We start from the raw sequence: 24,154 nt of genomic DNA on the forward strand, positions 1-24,154 counted from the left end.
ATACCATGCTAAATGCTATTAAGAAAAACGGCCTTGTACTCGCGATTTTTGCGTGTGCTTCAACAGGTTTGGTGGCGGTAACGCACTACCTAACTAAAGATCAGATCAAACAACAAGAACAGGCTCAACTACTGTCTGTTCTTAACCAAGTGATCCCGCACGATCTTCACGACAACGAACTGTTTTCGTCTTGTACTTTGGTTCAAGCAGAAGAACTTGGTACTGAGCAAGCGATGCCAGCTTACATCGCTAAACTTAATGGTGAGCCAAGCGCGATTGCTATCGAAGCGATTGCACCAGACGGCTACAATGGCGCGATTAAAGTCATTGTTGGGATGAAAATCGACGGTACGATTTTAGGTACTCGCGTGCTTTCACACCAAGAAACTCCGGGCTTGGGTGATAAGATTGACCTACGTGTGAGTGATTGGATTCTTTCGTTTGCAGGTAAGCAAGTGACGGATTCTAATCTAGACCGTTGGAAGGTTCGTAAAGACGGTGGTGACTTCGACCAGTTTACTGGCGCAACCATTACGCCAAGAGCGGTCGTTAAGTCGGTTAAACAAGCGGTTCAGTACGTTAACCAAAACAACCAAGCATTGCTTGCTCAACCTCTAAATTGTGGTGGTGAATAATGAGTGACCATAAAACACTAATTAAAAATGGCATGTGGGCTAACAACCCAGCCCTAGTACAACTTCTTGGCTTATGTCCTCTGTTGGCTGTGTCTTCAACGGTGACCAACGCACTTGGACTAGGTATTGCTACTCTGCTTGTATTGGTAGGTTCGAACGTTGCTGTTTCTCTGGTTCGTAACCACGTGCCAAAAGAAGTGCGTATTCCAGTCTTTGTAATGATCATTGCATCACTGGTAACCTGTGTTCAGCTTCTGATGAATGCTTACGCGTATGGCCTTTACCTATCTTTGGGTATCTTCATCCCACTGATCGTAACCAACTGTATCATCATTGGCCGAGCTGAAGCCTTCGCTTCTAAAAACGAAGTGCTACCTGCTGCTCAAGATGGTTTCTGGATGGGTCTTGGCATGACATCGGTACTGGTTGTACTGGGTGCAATGCGTGAGGTTATTGGTAACGGCACTCTGTTTGATGGTGCAGACCTGCTTCTTGGTGATTGGGCTTCTGTGTTACGAATCCAGATATTCCAATTTGATAACAGTTTCTTGCTAGCCCTGCTTCCGCCAGGTGCCTTTATTGGTGTTGGTTTCTTGATTGCGTTGAAAAACATCATCGACAACCAAGCAAAATCTAGACAGCCTAAACAAGAAAAGCCAGTCATTGAACGCGCTCGCGTTACCAATGCTTAATAAGTTACAGTAGCTTAAAACCTGCTGAGTAGCTCAACCGCTCAGCAGGTAATTAGATTGACCAAGTACACATAATAATGACGCTCATAAGAGCGCGTAACCGATGATAAAGCCTGAGCATTGAGAGTTTATTGAATACCCACTCCGGAGCTCAAGCCCTAACTATTTGAAAGTAATGTCGCTATGAACAATGTAAAACGAGTAGAAATACTTGAGCGTTTAAGAGAAAACAATCCAAAACCAGAGACTGAGCTTAACTGGAACAGCCCTTTCGAGTTGCTGATCGCGGTACTTTTATCAGCACAGGCAACCGATGTCAGTGTCAACAAAGCAACGGATAAGCTTTACCCAGTGGCCAATACTCCACAAGCCATTTTCGACCTAGGTGTTGACGGCTTGAAAGAGTACATCAAGACAATCGGCCTATTTAATTCAAAAGCAGAAAATACGATTAAAACGTGTCGAATGCTGCTTGACCTACACAACGGTGAAGTACCGGAAGATCGTGCGGCATTAGAAGCCCTTCCTGGCGTTGGTCGTAAGACTGCCAACGTAGTATTGAACACCGCTTTTGGTTGGCCAACCATTGCCGTTGATACTCACATCTACCGTGTATCAAACCGTACTAAGTTAGCAATGGGTAAAACGGTCGACGATGTTGAGGCTAAGCTTCTTAAAGTCATTCCAAAAGAATTCAAACTGGATGTCCACCACTGGCTCATTCTTCATGGACGTTACACCTGTGTCGCGCGTAAACCACGCTGTGGCAGTTGTATCATTGAAGACCTATGTGAGTTCAAAGAGAAGACCGAAGATTAGTCTTTCCGTTCACAACGATTAATCAATACGGCAGCGCTTAAAGCGCTGCTTTTTATTATTACTCTCTAGAAGCCGCCTCTATATCAGTTTTCATTTCTAATTCTGCGTTCCCAAGATAATAGGCATAAAAAATCCCGCCTTTTATGGCGGGATTCAATTATTTAGCTAAAAAGTCTGTCTTAGATAAACTTCACTTTAGTCACTTCCTTGATAGCAGATAGAACAAATGTTGGTACTGCTGCAATGAAGATTAACGATATTAAGTGATCAAACTCTAGTGCTTCTGTGCTGAATACCAGCTGGCCGAAACTTGTGTAAACAACGCTTAAAGACAAGACAGCCGATACTGCCACCGCACCAAGTAGGTAGTGGTTAGTGAACGGATTCTTACGATAAATCGTTGTAAACGTACGTGCATCGAACAAGCTCCAAAGTTGAGCAAAGATCAGTGTTAAAAACGCAACGGTTTGTGCGTATTGAGCACTGTAACCACCGTCGAGTGCGTAAGAGAATGTCACAAAGCTTAGACCACCTAATGCGAGACCACGAGTTAGGATACGAGCGCCCAGGCCATTAGAGAAGAAGCCTTGGTCACGTTTACCTGGCTTACGCTCCATGAGATCTTTCTCTTCTGGCTCAACACCGAGTGCGAGTGCTGGTAGACCATCAGAAACGAGGTTAACCCATAAAATCATTAGTGGAGTTAGCGGAAGTACTACATCTGGTCCCATGAGTAGGAATGCAAATAGGATTACCGAAACCTCCCCCACGTTCGCTGTAAGTGCTTGGCGGATAAACTTACGTAGGTTATCGAAAATTTGACGACCCTGACGTACCGCCTTCACGATAGTACTGAAGTTATCATCCAACAGGATAAGGTCACCTGAGTCTTTCGCAACAGACGTACCTGTAATACCCATTGCAACACCAATGTCTGCACGACGCAGTGCTGGCGCATCGTTCACGCCGTCACCGGTCATAGAGGCAACTTCGTTGTTCTCTTGCTGCGCTTTTACGATACGCAGCTTGTGCTCTGGAGTAACACGTGCAAATACTGCAACCTGAGAACAGATAGACAACAGCTTCTCGTCATCCATTTGATCAAGCTCAGCACCCGCTACCACTAGATCATCTTCGCTACGGATGATTCCGATTTCACGAGCAATAGCTGCTGCCGTAACTGCGTGGTCACCGGTAATCATTACCGTACGAACACCAGCGCTATAACAGCTATTTACTGCATCACGCACTTCTGGGCGTGGTGGATCCATGATGCCATAGATACCCAGGATACTGACGTCTTTTTCAAGCTCAGGGAAATCTAACTCTAGTTCTTCTTCTTTTAATTCACGGAAACCAACGGCAAGTGTACGCAGAGCATCACCACCAAAGGTTTGGATTGCCGCTTCAAAGTCTAAATGAAGATCTTGAGACGGTGCAGTATCGAGAGCCAAGTTGCCTGAAACTTCACAGCCAACTGTTGGTACGAAACCACCGTCAATCATGAAGCTGGTTGATTTACCAAGAACAACATCGGGCGCGCCTTTCAATGCTAGGAAATGCTTACCTTGTGGGTCACGAACGATAACAGAAGCCATCTTACGACCAGAATCGAACGGGAACTTTTTAACAATTGAGTAGCCACCTGTTGATAGCATTTCATCTTGTTTAAGACCTGCTTTTGCCGCTGCAACAATTAGTGCACCTTCTGTCGGGTTGCCACGAACCGTCCATTTACCATCAGCATTTACATATTCAGCATCATTACAAAGTGTTGCAACTACAAGACCTTTCATCATTGCAGGGCTGTTTGTCGCTTCGACATTGTGACCTTTGGTAATGAATTCACCCTTTGGATCAAAACCTTTACCTGACACATCCCAGTAACGACCAGACACATCGTACGCTTTCATTACCTGCATTTGGTTTTGTGTCAGCGTACCTGTTTTATCTGAACAGATAACAGTTGTAGAACCTAGCGTTTCGATTGCCGCTAGCTGTTTAGCCAAAGCATTATTCTTAACCATCTTAGTCGAGCCCATCGTTAATACGATAGTAACCACCGTTGGCAAACCTTCAGGAATAGCAGCAACCGACAAAGAGATACCTGTTGTTAGGATTTCTAACCATGGCATACCGTGGTAAACACCGATAGCACAAACAATAGCAACAACCACAAGAGCAACAACCAATAATGCGAGTGCGATAGTGTCCATACGCTCTTGCATTGGTGTTTTCGTCTCTTCCGTTTGGTTCATCATATGAGCGATGTGACCAACTTCAGTTTGCATACCTGTGCTTGTTACAACAGCAAGGCCTGTACCCGTAGTCACGATTGTTGTCATGAAGCCCATGTTCTTCTGATCGCCAAGACCAAGAGTCTCATCTTCAAGGCGTTCGGACTGCTTATTCACTGGCTCAGATTCACCGGTCAGCGCTGCCTCATCGACCGTCAGACGGTTTGACTCAAGAATACGAACATCAGCAGGCAGAATATCGCCAGTATTAATTTTAATGATGTCACCAGGAACGAGGGTTTTCGCTGGAACACTGATCCATTTACCATCTCGCATCACTTCGGCTTCTGGAGCTGCCATTTCTTTTAGCGCTTCCATTCCTTTCTGAGCTTTAAACTCCTGCCAGAATGCAATACCAGTGTTAATAAGAATAATCACTGCAATAGCGATAGCATCAATGCTGTGGCCAGTAGACCAAGAAACGATTGCACCAACAGCTAGAATAAAAATCAGTGGGTTTTTATATTGATGAATATACAGTTCCCATGCAGACGCAGACTCTTGTGCTGTCAGCTCGTTGGTACCGTGTTTATCTAAGCGTGCATCCGCTTCAGAATTTGATAAACCTGTAGTTTGATCCGCGTTCAGTTCGTTTAAAACATCTGAACTTTGTTGTGTAAACCATTTACTCGTCATTTGAGTACTCCACATCAATGCCTCACACCGAGGCTAAATGTAATAAAATAATACTTATTCTTATGTGATAAAAAATCGCACAAATCAAAATTGAATATTTAGTCGATTTAGCGCGTTTGAAAAACTATATAGTAAGGATTCTCTATTTAGCAAAGATCACAAAAAAACACTTGATACACACTTGACAACCACTTTAAAAACATAAGCACCCAAAACATCAAACATAAAACCAACAATACAAACTCAAATCATTGTTTAATAAAAATAAGTTCAAAAAATGAACACCTCTTATTATTTCGTAAAAATCATTGGTTATTGGCGCTTTTTATCGAAAATTCCTTAATTACGAAGTGGGGCATCGGAATAACCTTTCTATAAACAGGGGAATATTGGCGCAATCATAAATTGATAAAATGGAAAGTTAGATGCTAATTGTAAAAACGAAGGAGGTTCAGTAACAAAATGGAGATACAAATCACAATTCAATAACTAAGGCTATTCTTGGACCTCACGAAAAAGAGCAACACTCGAACTTACTATTTATGCAAAATTTCGAATTTGGCTCTAGTGATGGACAAATTAAGATGGCCGTCGACTTTAATTTCTTGTAATACAAATAAGGAGGGGAAATTAGAGAAGGAGAGTAAGACAGATGATGGGAACAAGAAAATATGACCAAACTTATCATCTCTTTGGTGTTGCTTATGAGCTTGCTCATATATAGTGCTATAAAAGAAACAACTAATAACAAGCTAGGAGCAAATCATGTCAAACGGTCGTATTTTACACACCATGCTACGCGTGGGTGATCTAGACAAGTCTATCGAGTTCTACACAAAAGTAATGGGCATGCAGCTATTACGTAAGAACGAAAACAAAGAGTACGAATACACACTGGCTTTCGTTGGCTTTGGCGACGAATCTCAAGGCGCTGTGATTGAACTAACGTACAACTGGGGCACGACTGAATATGACCTTGGCTCTGCTTTTGGTCACGTTGCTATCGGTGTTGATGACATCTACACAACGTGTGACGCGATTAAAGCAGCAGGTGGTAACGTGACTCGTGAAGCCGGCCCAGTAAAAGGCGGCTCTACGCACATCGCATTCGTTAAAGATCCTGACGGCTACATGATTGAGCTGATTCAGAACAAACAAGCAAGTGCTGGTCTAGAAGGTTAATTCCTAATAAACCTCTATGAAGCTTGGCTTTGAAAATAAAAGCCTAAACCAACATCAAAAGAAGCGAGCACTATGCTCGCTTCTTTTTTATGTTTCCACGCATGAACAATATCCTTCACCAATTATTATTAACAATCTCACCAATGAAACTTTACATGATAATGATTATCATTTAAATTAACCACCTATTGATTAGTGAGGTAATACAATGATTAGCGAATGGGAAAAACACACGTTACTTGCCGATACTGCATTGCAGCTCGACGATCCTGTACGAAGTATTCTTCACTATCAGCAAGCGTTAAACTTAAGCGAAGAAATTACTGAACGCACCGATATTCAGGCTGATGAGCGTTTATTGATTTCGGTTATCTCTTGCCACAACCTTGCTCAGTTTTGGCGCTGGGCTGGAGATACTGAATACGAGCTTAAGTACCTTCAACTGGCTTCAGAAAAAGTACTGACTCTGATCCCTCAGTGCCCGAATACGCAATGTTCCAGCTTTATCGATTCTATTGGTTGCTGTAAGAAAGCACTGATCGATTTCATGAAACGCCATCCCAACCCAAAAATTGCTTCTATGGTGGAAAAGATCGATACCGCGACCAACTGTGAAATGATTGCTCGTTTCCGCCTGAACTAAACAAGTTACGTTGAAACAGCGACTTCAAAGTCAAAATACAAAAAAGCCCGTCATTACGACGGGCTATCTAATTTCCAAACGAGCAATTATTCTGCTTAAACCTGCGTACGACCTAATGAGATAACCACACGTCGGTTCTTATCTTTACCAATTGGCGAATTGTTATCGGCAATTGGGCGACGCTTACCATAGCCTTGTACTTGAATACGATCTTCTGGCAGGCCTAGAGATTTGAAGTACTCTCTTAATGATTCCGCTCTACGCTCTGAAAGGTTTTGGCTAATACCTTTGCTGTCGACAGAATCGGTGTACGTTGCCACCAGCACAAGGTCGATGTCTTGGTTATAGCGAACGTAATCAGCAATCTGGCTTAGCCTGTTACGCGACGACTTGTTCAACTGATCACTGTTGCGGTCGTAGTGCAAGATAGTGAAAGAGATGTCTTCGAAGCTGTAAGGTAATAAGTTAGCAACACAGTCACTGAACACATTGTATTTTTCTTGGAATAACACCGACGATAACGACACTTCGATACGCTGATCTCGGCTTTGCCACTCTTGGTAACTGAATGTCGGGTAGCGCCCTTTCTCCAATTCACTCAAGATCCCCCAAGCTGTTTGACCGCCAACGTAACCATCAAATTGTTGGAAGAATTTAATGGTCGTCATGCGATCGGCACTTTCGCCCGGACGCCAAGGTGGCGGCATCGAGATCAAGCTGACATTGCGTGTCGCACCCATTGGGCGGCGCATTTTAAGCTCAAAGTCCAAAATGATCTTTTTACTCGCGCGAGATGAGAACTCAGCATCGCCAAAATTGGGGATTGGATGCACTAAGCGACATTCTAGTGGCGTGTTAGCCACCATCTCCCATGTCGACTGTTGAGGAGATGCTCCGTAACGCTTTTCTTGTGCCATTACCGATGACGACATAAGAAGCGAAAATAGCATTGAACCTGTTATGAGTTGTTTCTTCATAAAGTGGAGTATCTCTTAAGCAATTCGTTTAACAATGCAGCCAATTGCCACATTTTTCTCTCGCGTTTAAATATGCAATTATCAAGCCGTAATGGGTCGGCTAATTTATGATTTATTGCCCTTCCCTAGTTTTTATCACTGCTATTATCTGCAATAATGCAGCCTTAATCACACTTATTTGGGCTAACATGACTGTAGAAAACGAAGCTCTGACCCTAAAAAAACGCTTTCGCGGCTATTTTCCAGTGGTCATCGACGTGGAAACCGCAGGGTTTAACGCAGAAACCGATGCATTATTAGAGATCTGTGCCATTACATTAAAAATGGATGAGAACGGAGATCTGCACCCTGCATCAACGCTTCATTTTCACATTGAGCCTTTTGAAGGCGCAAATATAGAGCAGGCAGCATTAGACTTTAACGGAATTAAAGACCCATTTAGCCCATTACGTGGTGCTGTGTCTGAACAAGAAGCCCTTAAAGAAATCTACAAGCTAGTGAGAAAAGAACAAAAAGCTTCAGATTGCAGTCGCGCAATCATGGTCGCTCACAATGCTACGTTCGATTTGAACTTCGTTAATGCAGCAAGTGAGCGTTGTAAGCTTAAACGCGTCCCTTTCCATCCATTTGCAACTTTTGACACAGCTGCCCTGAGTGGCCTTGCCTACGGCCAAACCGTTTTGGCTAAAGCTTGCCGCACTGCCGGGATGGAATTTGACAACAAAGAAGCACACTCTGCTTTGTATGATACGCAAAAAACCACAGAGTTATTTTGCGGCATAGTAAACAAATGGAAAGCCCTTGGTGGTTGGCCTCTTGTTGAAGAAGAATAAAAAATAGAGTCGGTAAACGTTCGTTCGTATTGCCTTCATAAAAAACACAACATCCAGAGAATAATATGAATCCTGTTGTAATTTCAGTTTGCATCATGCTTGTTTTAGCTTTGATGCGCGTAAACGTTGTCGTTGCTCTCACGTTCAGCGCAATTATCGGTGGCGTAGCCTCTGGTATGGGCTTAAACGACGCAGTCGCGGCTTTCGAAAGTGGATTAGGTGGCGGTGCAACTATCGCTCTTAGCTACGCTATGCTTGGTACATTCGCTGTTGCTATCTCACGTTCAGGTATCACAGATCTCCTTGCTCAAAGTGTTATCAAACGCATTCACGGCAAAGAGAACAGTGCGGCATCTAATGGTCTAAAATACGGCATCCTTGCGTCGTTGATCTTAGTGACCATGTCTTCGCAAAACGTGATTCCTGTACATATCGCCTTCATCCCAATCTTAATCCCACCTCTACTAGGCGTATTCGCGAAAATGAACCTAGACCGTCGTCTGGTTGCGTGTGTGCTTACTTTTGGTTTGATTACTCCGTATATGGTTCTACCTATCGGTTTTGGTGGCATCTTCCTAAACAACATCCTGCTTAAAAACCTTCACGACAACGGTCTTGAAAACGTAGTAGCAAGCCAAGTACCAATGGCGATGTTGTTACCGGCTGCAGGCATGATCTTTGGTCTTCTTACGGCAGTATTCTTTACTTACCGTAAGCCTCGCCAATACAAAGAAACCTCTCATACTGTTGTTTCAACCGAAGTGAAAGAGATCAACAAGAAGCACATCCTAGTAGCAGCGGCGGGTATCGTTGCAGCACTAACGGTTCAACTATCAACGGGTTCTATGATCATCGGTGCTCTTGCTGGTTTCATGGTATTCACCTTCGGTGGCGTTATTGCTTGGAAAGAGACACACGATGTCTTCACTAAGGGCGTTCACATGATGGCAATGATCGGTTTCATCATGATTGCAGCGGCAGGTTTCGCGGCAGTTATGAAGCAAACAGGTGGCGTTGAATCTCTGGTTGAAGCACTTTCAACAAGCATTGGCGACAACAAACCTCTAGCAGCACTGCTTATGCTCATCGTTGGTCTATTGGTAACTATGGGTATAGGTTCTTCGTTCTCTACGATTCCAATCCTTGCAACTATCTACGTTCCACTAGCGGCAGCATTTGGGTTCTCGCCAATGGCAACGATCGCTCTAGTAGGTACAGCAGCAGCACTTGGTGATGCGGGCTCTCCGGCTTCTGACTCAACATTAGGTCCAACGTCTGGTCTAAATGCTGATGGTCAACATGAGCACGTATGGGAAACCGTAGTTCCAACATTCCTACACTACAACATCCCACTGATCATATTCGGTTGGATTGCAGCGATGGTTCTGTAATTAGGTTCTGTAGTTAAAGAGTCCTACGCTCACTTTTATAAAGACCGCCCTGTGCGGTCTTTTTTTTGTCTCTGGGATTCATTCCATTCTTCTTTCCTCTCACTCTCAATGAACTAGCGACGCCAAACAAAAAAGGCTTACTCTTATTATGAGTAAGCCTTAGAAATCAATGCGTCAACACAGACAACTCTCGCTGAATTACGCAGCAGGAGCATTACTCACTAGAATTTCGCGAATAGACTTAAGCGTCGCTTCCGTTGAATGGTAATCCAATTCAACTTCACTAAAGATGCCGTTCACTTCAAGCATTAAGGTCGGGTAAGAGAATACTCCCATCGCTTCCTTAAAGCCTAACTGGTCATCTAACTCACTTTCCAATAACTTGCTAGAAAGGTCATTTTCAAACTGTTGAACATTCATACCTAGCTCTTCAGCCAACTGCAAATGCGTATCTTGGCTATGAGGCAGCATCGCACGAAGGTAGTAAGCATGTTGAATCGCTTCAAGCATCGCTTCGTAGTGATCTTGAAAACCAGCGGCAATCACAGCACGGCACGCAGGGTAAGTACTACGAACAGGTTGGCACTCAGTCCAAAACTCATGGTTAAACTCAGTACCTAGCTTAGCTTCGATCTGCTTCCAAATCGCTTGCAGCTTGTCTTTCATCTCTTCTGACATTGGCTCATCAGAATCCGGGGCCAAACCACCCACTACATAGTTAAACTCAATGCTCGCAGGCAATTGTTGTTTCAATAACTCAAGTGTTGGCTTGTAACCCCAGCACCAGCTGCACATTGGATCATGCACATAATGAAGTTTTACGTTCATTGTTCATTCCTTATCGAGTCAATGATTCGATCAATTCAAACAAAAAAGGAGCCTGATTAAGGCCCCTCATTTTAACTATTCAGCGCAAAGGCTAGAACTTATTCAGCGTCATCGCCAGCAACTTTAGCGGCTGCTTCTTTAACGATTGGCTGAAGTTCACCTTTTTGGAACATCTCAAGAATGATGTCACAACCACCGATTAGCTCACCTTCAACCCAAAGTTGTGGGAAAGTTGGCCACTGTGCGTAAGCAGGAAGCTCTGCACGGATATCAGGGTTTTGTAGGATATCTACGTAAGCAAATTTTTCGCCACATGCCATTAGAGCTTGAGACGCTTGAGAAGAGAAACCACAGCTAGGTAGCTTAGGAGAACCTTTCATGTACAGTAGAATAGTGTTTTCTTCAATTTGCTGTTTGATTTTATCGATAGTTTCCATTGCTTCCTCGTTAATGGATTACGGCTTTTATTGCCTTTATTCTACCCCAAACTAAAAGAATAAAAACCATATAAAAAAAGCGGTTAACAGGCTAAGCTAACAATTCACACAAAAGTAATGAAATAAGCTTTTAATAAAGTAAAAACTTGCTAAACTATATCGCAAGTCAGCAAATTGACCATGGTTGGCAGTATAGCGAGCCATGAATAATAATATCACTGGAAGCAATCGAAAGAGTTAACTCTTTCATATCAATGGAGAATTGAGCAATGGCATTTGAACTACCGGCTCTTCCTTACGCGAAAGACGCACTAGAACCACACATCTCAGCAGAAACGCTAGATTTCCACCACGGTAAGCACCACAACACTTACGTTGTTAAGCTAAACGGTCTTATCCCAGGTACTGAGTTTGAAGGCAAAACACTAGAAGAGATCGTTAAGACTTCTACTGGTGGTGTTTTCAATAACGCTGCTCAAATCTGGAACCACACGTTCTACTGGCACTGTCTTGCTCCTAAAGCAGGCGGCGAACCAACTGGCGCTGTTGCAGAAGCTATCAACGCTGCATTCGGTTCTTTCGAAGAATTCAAAGCGAAATTCACTGATTCAGCAATCAACAACTTTGGTTCTTCTTGGACTTGGTTAGTAAAGAAAGCTGACGGTTCTTTAGACATCGTTAACACTTCTAACGCTGCAACTCCTCTAACAGAAGAAGGTGTTACTCCACTTCTAACTGTTGACCTATGGGAACACGCTTACTACATCGATTTCCGCAATGTTCGCCCTGACTACATGGCTGCATTCTGGAACCTAGTAAACTGGTCTTTCGTAGAAGAGAACCTAGCTAAGTAATTATTACTTATGCTTCGCTATTTATAGCGAGTTACCTGTTAAAAGCTCATGCCTCGGCGTGAGCTTTTTTGTATCTGTCGTATTCCTATCAATACGAACATTACGAAACAAATTAGCCAATCAAGCCTGCTTTTTAACCGATTCTTACCTTTCTTAATCGCCCTGCATAAATTCTCTATTCGCCTGTAATTAAAGACTAAAGTTTGCCGACTCCATGCCGTTAAAGGTGTATCCAATGAGAGGCGACATGCAAATACATACTTTAGACAAAGCAGGAATCATCAACGAACTGAAGTTCGGTATCGGGATCAGCCAAGCGGTTGAGCAAGGTCGCCGTGCAGATTTCGCGTTGCTGTTATCTATGTTTTCTAATGATGTTCGAGATTGTACGCCAATTGACACCATTGAAATCACAGAGACAAATGAAGATCGCCTGCGCAAACAATTTGGCGTAGCAGAACCTCAACAACTGCGTTCAAACCAGTCGTCGTATGAGATTTCAGCTCAGCAATCTAATCATTTTCATCAAGCTAGCCTTGCCAGTGCTAAGCTTAGCCATTACTTGAAACCGGAAGCGCTTGCCTTCATGCCTGAAGATACGGCCGACTTACCCGAAGAGGTTTACCAAAACCTTTCTGGTCATGAGCGACGCAGACTCGCAAACAAGCATTTCCCTGATTTGCCTCATACCACGCTCTATAATGAGCTAACAACCGCGCAACGTCAGTATCAAATTCAAGCTCAGGTGTAGTCAACGGCTCCCCTTTCAGACTTTCTCTTAAGGCTCCTCTTTTCCCATCTTGTGTGCACCTGCGAATTCATTGACGCGAGTGATATGAACCACTAGCCTTAGGCATCTATAATTTCCAGTTTGTCGATTACCTCTTGAAGTTACTACAAAATGTGACCTGCCACTAAGTTCATAAAAACTTATTAACTGGCGCACCTTAGTTTGAACCAATTCACACCCATTGTATAAAATTTAACCCATCCTTATCCGACATGGATGATTTGTTTAGGTACTGGGATGGAAATAAAAAGCTCAATCATATTGGTGACATCTGCCGGCTCGCGACTGGGAGGGACGATTGCGAACCACTTTGTTAACCTTGGAGCGACCGTTATTCTTTGTGATAACGACCCAGACGCCCTTCAGGCAACCTATGAACAATGTGCTCATTTTTCCGAATCTGTATACAGCTACACACTCAAAGGTAACGACAATCAAGATATCTTGAGCGTGTTTGATTTCATTCAAACCACCTTCAACACCACACCCGATGTATTGGTCAATAACTGGATCAGTTCACCAATGCCGAGTTTAATTGGTGATCAACCTGTCAGTAGTTTTATTAATGATCTCTCATCGATGGCATCGACCCTATTCGCATTTGGGCAAATCAGTGCTGAAAGGTTACGAGAAGAAGATAAAGAAGGTGTCATCGTGAATGTAATATCCCATGACGATTTCCATGATGTGTCCGGCTTAGAGAGCGCAAACTCAATGATCACAGGCTTTACTCACAGCTGGGCGAAAGAGCTAACCCCATTTGGTATTCGAGTCGGTGGTGTTGTCCCCGCTGTTCATAACTCCGATGGTAAGCTCAACCGATGTCACTGGGCGCAGCTACAAGACGAGTTGACCCGAACCACTGAATACATTGTCTCGAATGACTACTTCAGTGGGCGCGTAGTGGCAGCAGAGGTTTAACTCCCTATTCCAATTGAATATGGCTGACTCCGCTCATATTAAGTAACAGAGCTATTGCCTCTCAATCCGTTTCGCAAACGAACCAAACATAAAAAAAGCCCCAGTCTCTCGACTGGGGCTTTCATCTTTTCCCGATAGATAAGGTTCGTGCTAGCGAAAACTTATCTCAAAACTAATGCTTACTTACTATGCGTTAGCTTTTTCTTTTTTAGCTTTTGGCGCTTTCGCTTCAGTTGGCTTTTGGTCTGCTTTCTTAAGGATAACTGTAGTACCTTCGAAAGTTTCGCCTTCAACGTATGGTTGACCGAAGTAAGAAGTTGTTAGAACTTCTTTTAGCTCAGTGATTAGAGGGTAACGTGGGTTAGCACCTGTACACTGGTCATCGAACGCTTCAACAGCTAGCTCATCTAGTTTAGCGATGAAGTCAGACTCGTTAACACCCGCAGCTTGGATAGATAGTGGGATGTCTAGGTCAACTTTCAGCTCTTCTAACCAAGTCAGTAGACGTTCAATCTTCTGAGCAGTACGGTCACCAGCTTGGCTTAGGCCTAGGTGGTCAGCAACTTCAGCATAACGACGACGTGCTTGTGGACGGTCGTACTGAGAGAATGCAGTCTGCTTAGTTGGGTTATCGTTCGCGTTGTAACGTACAACGTTTGAGATAAGTAGTGCGTTAGCAAGACCGTGTGGTAGGTGGAACTCAGCACCAATTTTGTGAGCCATTGAGTGACACACACCTAGGAATGCGTTCGCAAATGCTACACCAGCGATAGTTGCTGCGTTGTGTACTTTCTCACGAGCGATTGGGTCAGCCGCACCATTTTTGTAGCTTGATGGTAGGTATTCTTTAAGCATCTTAAGTGCTTGAAGAGCTTGACCGTCTGAGTACTCGTTCGCTAGAACAGATACGTAAGCTTCAAGAGCGTGAGTTACTGCATCGTAACCACCGAACGCTGTTAGAGACTTAGGCATGTTCATTACTAGGTTCGCATCAACGATAGCCATGTTTGGCGTGATTTCGTAGTCAGCTAGTGGGTACTTAGCACCAGTCTTGTCGTCTGTAACAACAGCGAATGGAGTAACCTCTGAACCCGTACCTGAAGTTGTAGTGATACATACAAGCTCAGCTTTTTGACCCATTTTAGGGAACTTGTAGATACGTTTACGGATGTCCATAAAGCGCATTGCTAGTTCTTCGAAGTGAGTTTCTGGGTGCTCGTACATAACCCACATGATCTTAGCAGCGTCCATTGGAGAACCACCACCTAGAGCTAGGATTACGTCAGGTTGGAAGCTCTTCATTGCTTCAGCGCCTTTCTCAACAACAGATAGCGTTGGATCCGCTTCTACGTCGAAGAAAGTTTGAACTTCGATGCCTTGTGCTTTAAGCAGGCTAACTACGTCATCTGCGTAACCGTTGTTGAATAGGAAACGGTCAGTTACTAGGAATGCGCGTTTCTTACCTTCTAAGTCGCTCATTGCGATTGGAAGGCTACCACGACGGAAGTAGATAGACTTAGGTAGTTTGTGCCACAACATGTTTTCAGCTCGCTTCGCTACAGTTTTCTTGTTGATAAGGTGCTTAGGACCTACGTTCTCAGAGATAGAATTACCACCCCATGAACCACAACCTAGAGTTAGAGAAGGTGCAACGTTGAAGTTGTACAGGTCACCGATACCACCATGAGTAGTCGGGATGTTGATTAGGATACGAGCAGTCTTCATCTTGTCACCGAAGTAACGGATGCGGTCTGCGTTAGTATCTTGGTTAGTGTAAAGACCAGATGTGTGACCGATACCACCGATTTCAACCATAGTTACCGCTTGAGCAACTGCGTCTTCGAAGTCGTCTGCGCGGAATAGACCTAGAGTTGGAGATAGTTTCTCGTGAGCGAACTCGTCATCGTAAGAAACTTTACCAAGACCTTCACCTACAAGTACTTTTGTATCAGCAGGAACTTTAACACCAGCCATTTCAGCGATTGCTGGAGCAGGTTGACCTACGATTTTAGCGTTTAGGTTGCCGTCGATAAGAAGCACTTTACGTACTTTATCAGCGTCAGCTTTAGATAAAACGTGAGCTTTGTGAGAAGCGAAACGCTCTTTAACTTCGTCATATACTTCACTAACAACGATTGCAGCTTGCTCAGAAGCACATACAACGCCGTTGTCGAATGTTTTAGACATAAGAATAGATGCTACAGCACGTTTGATGTCAGCTGTTTCATCGATAACTACAGGAACGTTACCAGCACCAACACCGATAGCAGGCTTACCTGAAGAGTATGCTGCTTTAACCATGCCTGGACCACCAGTAGCTAGGATAAGCGCGATACCGTCGTGCTTCATCAGCGCGTTAGAAAGCTCTACAGATGGTTGGTCGATCCAACCGATGATGTCTTTTGGAGCGCCCGCTTTAACAGCCGCGTCTAAAACAAGTTTAGCAGCGTCGTTAGTTGAGTTCTTTGCACGTGGGTGTGGTGAGAAGATGATACCGTTACGTGTCTTAAGAGAAATTAGAGATTTGAAGATTGCTGTAGAAGTTGGGTTCGTTGTTGGAACGATACCACAGATGATACCTACAGGCTCAGCGATTGTCATTGTGCCTAGGTTGTCATCTTCTTCTAAGATGCCACATGTTTTTTCGTCTTTGTATTTGTTGTAGATAAATTCAGATGCAAAGTGGTTTTTGATAACCTTATCTTCAACAATACCCATTCCAGATTCAGCAACGGCTTGTTGAGCCAAAGGAATACGAGCATGGTTAGCAGCAAGAGAAGCTGCGCGGAAGATTGCGTCAACTTGCTCTTGAGAGAATGTAGCAAACTCTTCTTGTGCTGCTTTAACGCGTGCTACTAGAGCATCAAGTTCCGCTAGGTTAGTTACAGGCATGGTGGATCTCCTAAAATAATAAATATTAAAAACTTTTTATTAAATTCGCTGCTTGCCTTTAACCTTAAACATCAGCGTTCTTAGTAAATTGCTTTCAGGGCTGAGTATATTATTTCACGGTGTGAAAAAAATTGACCCAGATCAGTTACCCAAAAAGAATTAACCAGAAAGTAGTAAGGCAATCGGAAAAGTGAACTTAAGATCATGATTTAAATAGATTAAAGTCACATTTTTCGTACGCACAAAAAACAAGCAAACAGACAATTTTTTTCTACATAGCGTAATAAACTGTAAAAAAGTTTCATTTTTAGTCCGTTAAATTACATGTATACAGCTATATTCGTGCTACTGAGAGTATATCCATACCGTTGCACGGGCTAGATTCTGACATAATTTTTATTAATTTCGTGCGCGAGTTAACAGTTACTCAATAAGAAGTCACAAAATAAAACACTAACGACTAGCTCGCAACAAGGCTAAAACAAAAGTGAGATTCAATTAGTTTTTCTAAAAAGAATCGCCTATTTCAAGTTAGTTTTTTTCATTCGTGAAAATTTGGTTTGTCCCTTACATTACGCGCCTAGACTATTCACAGATCAACCCTTCAACCTTAAAGTACGCTAACTGGAGATCGCTCTCATGCAAGGCTTAGAACTCGCAATCTTTATGCAATTCTTCCTTGGGCTTGTTGCTGCCGTAAACCCTATCGGCATCATGCCTGTTTTTGTTTCTCTTACGGCTCATATGCCGCCGGAAGAGAGGAACAGGACAGCCTTGCAAGCAAACATTGCTGTTGCCGTGATCTTGATTGTGTCGCTTGTTGCGGGGCAAATGCTGCTTGATATGTTCAGTATTTCACTAGACTCATTTCGTGTTGCTGGTGGCTTGCTATTACTGAGCATCGCGTTTTCGATGATGAGCGGTAAGCTCGGTGAAGATAAACAGAACAAGCAAGAGAAATCAGAATACATCAGCAAAGAGCAAATCGGCGTTGTTCCACTTGCTATGCCGCTAATGGCAGGTCCGGGGGCAATCAGCTCGACCATTGTTTATGGATCTCGCTACCCTGCTGCTATTGATACAGTAGGCATAGGTATTAGTATTATTGCTTTCGCAACCTGCTCTTGGCTTTTGTTCCGTTCAGCGCCGGTTATCGTTCGCTTCCTAGGGCAAACGGGTATCAACGTTATTACACGTATCATGGGCTTAATTCTTGGCGCATTGGGCATCGAGTTCATCGCCAATGGCCTACGTAATCTGTTCCCAGGTTTGGCATAACGTTTAGCGATATTTCGGTTGCTCTATAAAGGGCAACAATATTGAAATATAGATGAGGCGAGTAAAGCGATTGGGCTTTCACTCGCCTCATTATTATGAAGCTTGTATAATCACAGTTAATATATTTAACAAAAGATGATCCTTAACCTATGTCACGTCAGCCTCTTAAGCATCATTTGTACGTCATTATCTTTGGTACTCATACGCCAGCTGGACGTGCATTTGATATATCATTGATCATTGCAATATTAGTTTCACTATTGGTGCTGATCTTAGAATCGATCCCCAACGTCATGACAGAGTGGTCGCAAGAGCTTCGCTACATTGAATACAGTTTTACAGCCCTCTTTACGCTTGAATACTTACTGCGACTATATTGTTCTCCGAAACCAAAATCTTATGCCACCAGCTTTTATGGTGTCGTTGACTTATTGGCGATTCTTCCAACCTACCTAGCGATCATCTTCCCAGGCGCTTCATTTATGGGTGTGGTAAGACTGCTACGTGTGATGCGTATTTTCCGAATCCTAAAGCTAGTTCGCTACCTTCAAGATTCCAACATATTACTGCGTTCACTGTTGATGGCGAGACGGAAGATACTGATCTTCTTTAGCACTGTAGGTATCTTAGTCGTAATCTTTGGTGCTTTGATCTTCGTTATTGAAGGTCCCCACAATGGCTTCACCAGTATTCCTCACAGTATCTATTGGGCCATCGTGACTATCACAACCGTGGGTTACGGTGATATGGTGCCACAAACCGCATTAGGTAAAGCTATCGCATCTCTGACTATGCTCTTGGGTTACTCAATCTTAGCCGTGCCGACTGGGATTATTACTGCAGAGCTCAGCAATGAAATGAACTCGCACAAGGAGTTGGTCAAATGCCCAAACTGCAATCGCTCTGGGCATGATTCAGATGCCATCTATTGTAAACACTGTGCAAGTGAACTGGCTGATCCAGACAAGCGTGTCGTCACCGAAGAGACCGAATAAAAACCAAAAAAAGAGCTCCTAAGAGCTCTTTTTATTTTCTTAACTATCTAACTAAAGCAACTAACAGCCGTCTGTGAACACTTCCACTTGGTAGTTATCATTTGCTTCCATTGCAGCCGTGTATTTCACATAACATTGGGTATTCTCAATAGCAGTATTGAAATCATTAGGAAGAACATCCGACAAATATTCCGATCGGGTAATCAACCACAGGTCTGGATCGCTCACTGGCCCATTATTATGTGCAGCCCATGTCCACTCTGTTGTCAGGTCATGAAACCCTGAATCAATCGCTAAAAAGTTTTCCATTCCCCCTTTTTCAACTGCGGGGTAACCAAACTTCACACGCCCATACTCCGGAATCAAATATGATTCTTGGTCTTCCATACCTTCAACTGCGGCTTTTTCGAATGCCAAATCAGCAGCGGTATGGACCGATGCTCCTAGCCCTTCCATAACCGAAGCCCTAGCATCATGTTGTATATTTAAAAACCTAGGTGCTGCAACAACCGCTAAAACACCAAGAATGACGATAACAACAACTAACTCGATAAGAGTAAAACCTTTGTGAGTTGCTTTCATTTTTGACTCCAAACTTTAAGACGTACGAAATGTAAGGTTTTAAAGTCAGGCTTCTGTCATCAGATACAAAAAAAGCGCCTTGAGGCGCTTCTTCATTAATTATTCTCAAAAATGAGGCAGTTACGCTTTCTCAGCAAGGATAATACGCAGAGTACGACGTAGTGGCTCTGCAGCACCCCAAAGCAGTTGATCACCAACTGTGAATGCGTTTAGGAAGTCGTTACCCATAGACATCTTACGTAGACGACCTACTGGTACAGACATAGTGCCTGTTACTTTAGCCGGAGTCAGTTCTTGCGCAGTGATGTCACGGTCATTAGGAACTACTTTAACCCAATCATTGTGCGTCGCGATGATCTCTTCGATCTCGTCCATTGGCACGTCTTGCTTAAGCTTAATAGTGAGTGCTTGAGCGTGACAGCGCATTGCACCAATTCGTACACAAGTACCATCGATAGGGATTGGCTGACCATCTAGGCCAAGAATCTTGTTTGCTTCAACGCCCGCTTTCCACTCTTCTTTGCTTTGGCCGTTTTCACGCTTCACATCGATCCAAGGAATCAATGAGCCTGCAAGAGGAGCACCAAATTGGTCTGTTGGGAATGAAGATGAACGGATCGTGTCTGCAACTTTCTTATCAATATCAAGAATCGAGCTTGAAGGATTTGCTAACTCAGAGCTTACGCTGTCGTTGATTACGCCCATCTGTGAGATAAGCTCACGCATGTTTTTAGCGCCAGCGCCCGATGCCGCTTGGTAAGTCATCGCACTCATCCACTCGACCATGCCTTTTTCATATAGGCCGCCTAGTGCCATAAGCATCAAGCTCACAGTACAGTTACCGCCAACGAAAGTATTGGTGCCGCTGTGAATGCCTTGTTGGATCTGAGCCAAGTTAACAGGATCAAGAGTGATGATTGAATCAGCGTCCATTCGCAGAGTAGAAGCCGCATCAATCCAGTAGCCTTTCCAACCTGCTTGACGCAGCGCTGGGTATACTTTTGACGTGTAGTCGCCACCTTGACAGGTAATCACTGCATCTAGCTGTTTTAAGCTATCAATATCAAAAGCGTCTTGAAGTAGACCCGCATCTTTACCGCCTAGAACAGGGGCAGGAATACCAATCTGAGATGTGCTGTAATAAACAGGCTCAATCAGGTCGAAGTCTTTCTCTTCCACCATACGTTGCATCAGTACAGAACCCACCATACCGCGCCAACCAACTAGACCTACTCTCATCGCTCACTCTCCATGTATAAAATTAAAAATTGCTCTCCCCCATCTATAAGTTTTTCAGAAACAGAACTCAAGTGCTTTTTGTCAAAAAGTGTAACTTTTTCGTTTCTTTTAAGTGAACGTAATGAATCGTGCAGTTATCCCTGTATCGACACTCAATATCCTCATTACCAGTAAAGAGCTCAATATCGGCAAATTCAAACATTTGCACTGTAGAAATCGTTGAAATTCAGCCAGAACACAAACAGCAATTCCCTCTTTAAGATCAAGGTTACTTAGAATTATATTTTACAAAACGAAAACAACGTGCGACAGAAATCAACATGTAACAATAATGAATTTAACAATATTTTAGATTATGAAACCAAAATTAATTCAGTTAACAGTCAAATATCACAACTTAGACGTATTATTTCGATATAATAAACTAATTACTGTAGTGTCCGTTTCGTACCACACACTATAACGAAGCACTATAAATGCTCGAAATCACAAGAGGCTTTTATGAAGCAGAGTAAAACTCGCCTACCGAACCTATTACAGGTATTCATCGCGTTAGGACTATTTCTATCCCTTGCTTTTTCCTTTACTGCAAAGTTTGACCTTCCAATCCAACTTGCCTTGTATATTGGCTGGTTCATTATCATGGTTCTTGGTGTTCGTCTTGGCCATCAATACAAAGACTTAGAAAAAGCAGCACTCAAAGGAATATCTAATGGCTTAGGCGCAGTTTTAATACTTTTAGCCGTTGGCGCTCTTGTTGGTACTTGGATCTCAGGCGGTATTGTACCCACTATCATTTACTACGGTCTGAAAGCTATCCACCCTTCTATTTTCCTTTTGGCGACAATGATCATCTGTTCTCTAACTGCATTGGCGACCGGTACTTCTTGGGGTGCTGCGGGTACAGCAGGTATCGCTATGATGGGTATCGGCCAAGGCTTAGGAGTTCCAGCACCGATTACTGCAGGTGCTGTGCTGTCCGGTTGTTACTTCGGTGACAAGATGTCTCCACTTTCTGATTCAGTGATTCTGGCTTCTTCAATGTCTGGTGTTGAAGTGGTTGAACACATCAAGGGCATGCTTCCCGTCGCGTTAATCAGCTACGTGATTACTGGCATCATGTTTACTGCGTTTGGTTTCCACTACGCGGGCAACGTTGACATGAGCCAAGTTGACTCTGTAATCAAAGCGATGGAAGTTCAGTTCTACATCACGCCTTACTCATTCGTTCCGGTACTTATCGTGCTTGGTTTATTGGCCTTCCGCATGCCGTCATTCCCAGTGATCAGCTTTGGTTCTCTGCTGGGTATTATCTGGGCAGTGATGATCCAAGAGATCGACTTCCTTACTGCATTTAACACAGCATGGGCACCGTTCTCTATCTCATCTGGCGTGGAGTTCATTGATTCGATTCTTAACCGTGGCGGCATGTCTTCAATGCTTGGTTCGGTTGCGGTTATCGTGTTTGGTTTAGGTTTCGGTGGCTTGCTGGATAAAGTCGGCGTGCTAGAGACGATCGCTAAAGTGTTTGAGCGCCGCGTAAACAGCGCAGGCTCGCTAGCAACCAGCACAATTGGTACGGCTTTCATGGGTAACGTGTTTGGTTCAGCAATGTATGTATCGCTAATCCTTACGCCAAAAATCTGTGCAAAGAACTACGACCGCTTAGGCTACAAACGTAAAAACCTTTCTCGTAACGCTGAGTTTGGTGGCACTTTAACGTCAGGCATGGTTCCTTGGAGTGATAACGGCATCTACATGGCGAGTATTCTAGGCGTTGCGACGCTGTCTTACGCGCCGTTCATGTGGTTAAGCTTCATCTGCATCATCGTGACTATCGTAACGTCTTACATGGGTTGGTTCGTTGATAAGTGTGAACCAACAGCGCCAGCACTTGAAACTGAAGAAGCAACTGAGCTGACTAAGCAACAAGCCTAGCGCTTCATCGTTCAGGGCGTTAGAAGATAAAAACCAAACGTTAGTTGTATAAATGCAAAAAGAGCGCCCTAGAGCGCTCTTTTCTTATCTGATGATTTGTTTATTTTTTGGTGGTTCGTTTACCCAGCCAATAACCGATACCTAACGGTGCAAAGAACACCACTAAGATAAACAAGATGAAGTAGATAATTACACCTTTGATTAACTCCATCAGCTTATCAATCGCAAGCACCACAACCTCTTGAGACACACGATCTAGATCTTGAGTGAATAACTCTCTTTCTGAAGTCACAATGCCTGCAATCTCGATGCGCTCTTTCGCAATCATCTCTACCAGTGCTTCTCTTTCACGTGTCACCATTTTTTCTAATGCTACACGTTCATCACTCAGCATCGCTAACTTTTGATCGGTTTTATCGCTAAGGTCGTTGAGCAATGGCTGCATTTCTGTCGACATAATCGAAGCTAGCGTTTGCATGTATTCAGGATTGTTTTCGATGAAGTCCTGCATGCTTGCTGATGTTTGACGAAGGCTTTCCAGCGTCATAGACAGGTCTTCACCTGTTAGCGAGCTATTCAGAGCGACTAACTCTGCTTTCCACGACATCAATTTTGGTGTTTGTTCCGCCATCAAGCTTAAACGGTCTGATGCATCGTTCATCGCCTCTGGCATCGTTCCTAAGCTCTGAACGATTTGTGATTCGTCTTTACCAAGGTAACTTAGCCATTCACGGTAAGCAGGTGTGCTTCTGAATGTTAGGTCTTTAAATGGGTGGCTAGCAGCAAACTGAGCAACGAACGCTTTGCTGTTCTTGAAATCACTCGAGCTCAATACACCCTTTGCCAGTTTCTCGGCTTCTTGGTCAAGAAAACGAGCTGTTTCTACTGCATCATCCGTCGCGAATAGATCCGCGCCGTCGCCTTGGCTATAAAACTGATTCATTTGGGCGGTGAAAACCCACGAATCAATTAATGCAGACATAGGGGAAGTTTGGTAAGCCGCTTGTTGTAAGCCCTGCTCTGCATGGATCTTCCAAAGCAACACATAAGATTGATGTAAGGTGTCATCAGCAGGGTAAGATTGCGCGATGAGATCGGCTGAGTCTTCTACTCGCGTAAAAAACATCTTGGCGTATTCACGCGTCATGATCCGAGCATTTAACTCTTGTTGAGTGAGAGGCGTCGTTTGACTATCTAACTTAACTTCTAAGAGAGAACAACCACTTAGCACAATGCTAAGCACCAACACCATCCAACTTCGACTCGAAACTCGTAACATATAAACCTCTGACAAA

At 43.6% G+C, this 24,154-nt stretch carries 21 protein-coding genes; 13 read left to right on the plus strand and 8 right to left on the minus strand.

Annotated features, from left to right (window positions below; genetic code table 11):
- The first annotated feature begins 5 nt into the window (after positions 1-5).
- The 3 genes from rsxG to nth all read left to right on the plus strand — a co-directional run bounded on the left by rsxG (position 6) and on the right by nth (position 2,146).
- Complete coding sequence (gene rsxG / locus ITG09_11175) at positions 6-635, plus strand: electron transport complex subunit RsxG (GenBank protein ID UPR51268.1); 630 nt, start codon at positions 6-8, stop codon at positions 633-635.
- Entirely contained in the window at positions 635-1,327 is a 693-nt protein-coding gene (locus ITG09_11180) for an electron transport complex subunit E (protein ID UPR51269.1), read from the plus strand. The genes rsxG and ITG09_11180 overlap by 1 nt, the downstream gene beginning before the upstream one ends.
- 183 nt (positions 1,328-1,510) lie before the next feature.
- On the plus strand, positions 1,511-2,146 hold the full coding sequence (nth, locus tag ITG09_11185; GenBank protein UPR51270.1) for an endonuclease III: 636 nt from the start codon (positions 1,511-1,513) through the stop codon (positions 2,144-2,146).
- 179 nt (positions 2,147-2,325) lie between these two features.
- Here the strand turns inward: nth and ITG09_11190 are convergent, their stop codons facing one another.
- The gene (locus ITG09_11190) at positions 2,326-5,079 is read right to left on the minus strand and encodes a cation-transporting P-type ATPase (GenBank protein UPR51271.1); all 2,754 of its coding nucleotides are present in this window, start codon (positions 5,077-5,079) and stop codon (positions 2,326-2,328) included.
- 765 nt (positions 5,080-5,844) lie between these two features.
- On the opposite strand from ITG09_11190, the gene gloA reads away from it, so the two are divergent.
- The gene (gloA, locus tag ITG09_11195; protein UPR51272.1) at positions 5,845-6,261 is read left to right on the plus strand and encodes a lactoylglutathione lyase; all 417 of its coding nucleotides are present in this window, start codon (positions 5,845-5,847) and stop codon (positions 6,259-6,261) included.
- Positions 6,262-6,469: 208 nt separating this feature from the next.
- Positions 6,470-6,904, plus strand: coding sequence for a DUF2753 domain-containing protein (locus ITG09_11200; GenBank protein UPR51273.1), 435 nt, complete (start codon positions 6,470-6,472; stop codon positions 6,902-6,904).
- Positions 6,905-6,999: 95 nt separating this feature from the next.
- Here ITG09_11200 and ITG09_11205 read toward each other — a convergent pair whose 3' ends face one another.
- Positions 7,000-7,881 carry an OmpA family protein gene (locus ITG09_11205; GenBank protein UPR51274.1) on the minus strand — a complete coding sequence of 294 codons (882 nt, stop codon included), beginning with the start codon at positions 7,879-7,881 and terminating at the stop codon, positions 7,000-7,002.
- Positions 7,882-8,069: 188 nt separating this feature from the next.
- Between ITG09_11205 and rnt the strand changes: the two genes are divergently transcribed.
- Together rnt and ITG09_11215 are read left to right on the plus strand one after the other, a co-directional pair.
- Positions 8,070-8,714: a ribonuclease T gene (gene rnt, locus ITG09_11210; GenBank protein ID UPR51275.1), complete on the plus strand. Its 645-nt coding sequence runs from the start codon at positions 8,070-8,072 to the stop codon at positions 8,712-8,714.
- 65 nt (positions 8,715-8,779) lie between these two features.
- Entirely contained in the window at positions 8,780-10,105 is a 1,326-nt protein-coding gene (locus tag ITG09_11215; GenBank protein UPR51276.1) for a Na+/H+ antiporter family protein, read from the plus strand.
- A 198-nt stretch (positions 10,106-10,303) separates the two neighbouring features.
- Here the strand turns inward: ITG09_11215 and ITG09_11220 are convergent, their stop codons facing one another.
- Positions 10,304-10,933, minus strand: a complete 630-nt coding sequence (locus ITG09_11220; protein ID UPR51277.1) for a DsbA family protein — start codon at positions 10,931-10,933, stop codon at positions 10,304-10,306.
- 98 nt (positions 10,934-11,031) lie between these two features.
- Positions 11,032-11,370, minus strand: coding sequence for a Grx4 family monothiol glutaredoxin (locus ITG09_11225; protein ID UPR51278.1), 339 nt, complete (start codon positions 11,368-11,370; stop codon positions 11,032-11,034).
- Positions 11,371-11,639: 269 nt separating this feature from the next.
- Between ITG09_11225 and sodB the strand changes: the two genes are divergently transcribed.
- From sodB to ITG09_11240, 3 genes are all read left to right on the plus strand, one after another.
- On the plus strand, positions 11,640-12,224 hold the full coding sequence (gene sodB / locus ITG09_11230; GenBank protein UPR51279.1) for a superoxide dismutase [Fe]: 585 nt from the start codon (positions 11,640-11,642) through the stop codon (positions 12,222-12,224).
- Positions 12,225-12,459: 235 nt separating this feature from the next.
- Complete coding sequence (locus tag ITG09_11235; protein UPR51280.1) at positions 12,460-12,975, plus strand: hypothetical protein; 516 nt, start codon at positions 12,460-12,462, stop codon at positions 12,973-12,975.
- A 276-nt stretch (positions 12,976-13,251) separates the two neighbouring features.
- Positions 13,252-13,935, plus strand: coding sequence for an SDR family oxidoreductase (locus ITG09_11240; protein UPR51281.1), 684 nt, complete (start codon positions 13,252-13,254; stop codon positions 13,933-13,935).
- Positions 13,936-14,121: 186 nt separating this feature from the next.
- On the opposite strand, the gene adhE is transcribed toward ITG09_11240, so the two are convergent.
- Entirely contained in the window at positions 14,122-16,827 is a 2,706-nt protein-coding gene (gene adhE, locus ITG09_11245) for a bifunctional acetaldehyde-CoA/alcohol dehydrogenase (GenBank protein ID UPR51282.1), read from the minus strand.
- Positions 16,828-17,466: 639 nt separating this feature from the next.
- On the opposite strand from adhE, the gene ITG09_11250 reads away from it, so the two are divergent.
- Positions 17,467-18,105 (plus strand): YchE family NAAT transporter, encoded by a 639-nt coding sequence (locus ITG09_11250; GenBank protein UPR51283.1) that lies wholly within the window; start codon positions 17,467-17,469, stop codon positions 18,103-18,105.
- 149 nt (positions 18,106-18,254) lie between these two features.
- Positions 18,255-19,100 (plus strand): ion transporter, encoded by an 846-nt coding sequence (locus ITG09_11255; protein ID UPR51284.1) that lies wholly within the window; start codon positions 18,255-18,257, stop codon positions 19,098-19,100.
- Positions 19,101-19,160: 60 nt separating this feature from the next.
- On the opposite strand, the gene ITG09_11260 is transcribed toward ITG09_11255, so the two are convergent.
- Together ITG09_11260 and asd are read right to left on the minus strand one after the other, a co-directional pair.
- Complete coding sequence (locus ITG09_11260; protein ID UPR51285.1) at positions 19,161-19,682, minus strand: prepilin-type N-terminal cleavage/methylation domain-containing protein; 522 nt, start codon at positions 19,680-19,682, stop codon at positions 19,161-19,163.
- A 120-nt stretch (positions 19,683-19,802) separates the two neighbouring features.
- Entirely contained in the window at positions 19,803-20,921 is a 1,119-nt protein-coding gene (gene asd, locus ITG09_11265) for an aspartate-semialdehyde dehydrogenase (GenBank protein UPR51286.1), read from the minus strand.
- 501 nt (positions 20,922-21,422) lie between these two features.
- On the opposite strand from asd, the gene nhaC reads away from it, so the two are divergent.
- Complete coding sequence (gene nhaC / locus ITG09_11270) at positions 21,423-22,859, plus strand: Na+/H+ antiporter NhaC (GenBank protein UPR51287.1); 1,437 nt, start codon at positions 21,423-21,425, stop codon at positions 22,857-22,859.
- Between the two features lie 100 nt (positions 22,860-22,959).
- Here the strand turns inward: nhaC and ITG09_11275 are convergent, their stop codons facing one another.
- Positions 22,960-24,138, minus strand: a complete 1,179-nt coding sequence (locus ITG09_11275; protein UPR51288.1) for a chemotaxis protein — start codon at positions 24,136-24,138, stop codon at positions 22,960-22,962.
- Positions 24,139-24,154: the final 16 nt, after the last annotated feature.

Origin of the sequence: Vibrio cyclitrophicus (genome assembly GCA_023206055.1) — a bacterium.
Lineage (GTDB): Bacteria > Pseudomonadota > Gammaproteobacteria > Enterobacterales > Vibrionaceae > Vibrio > Vibrio cyclitrophicus_A.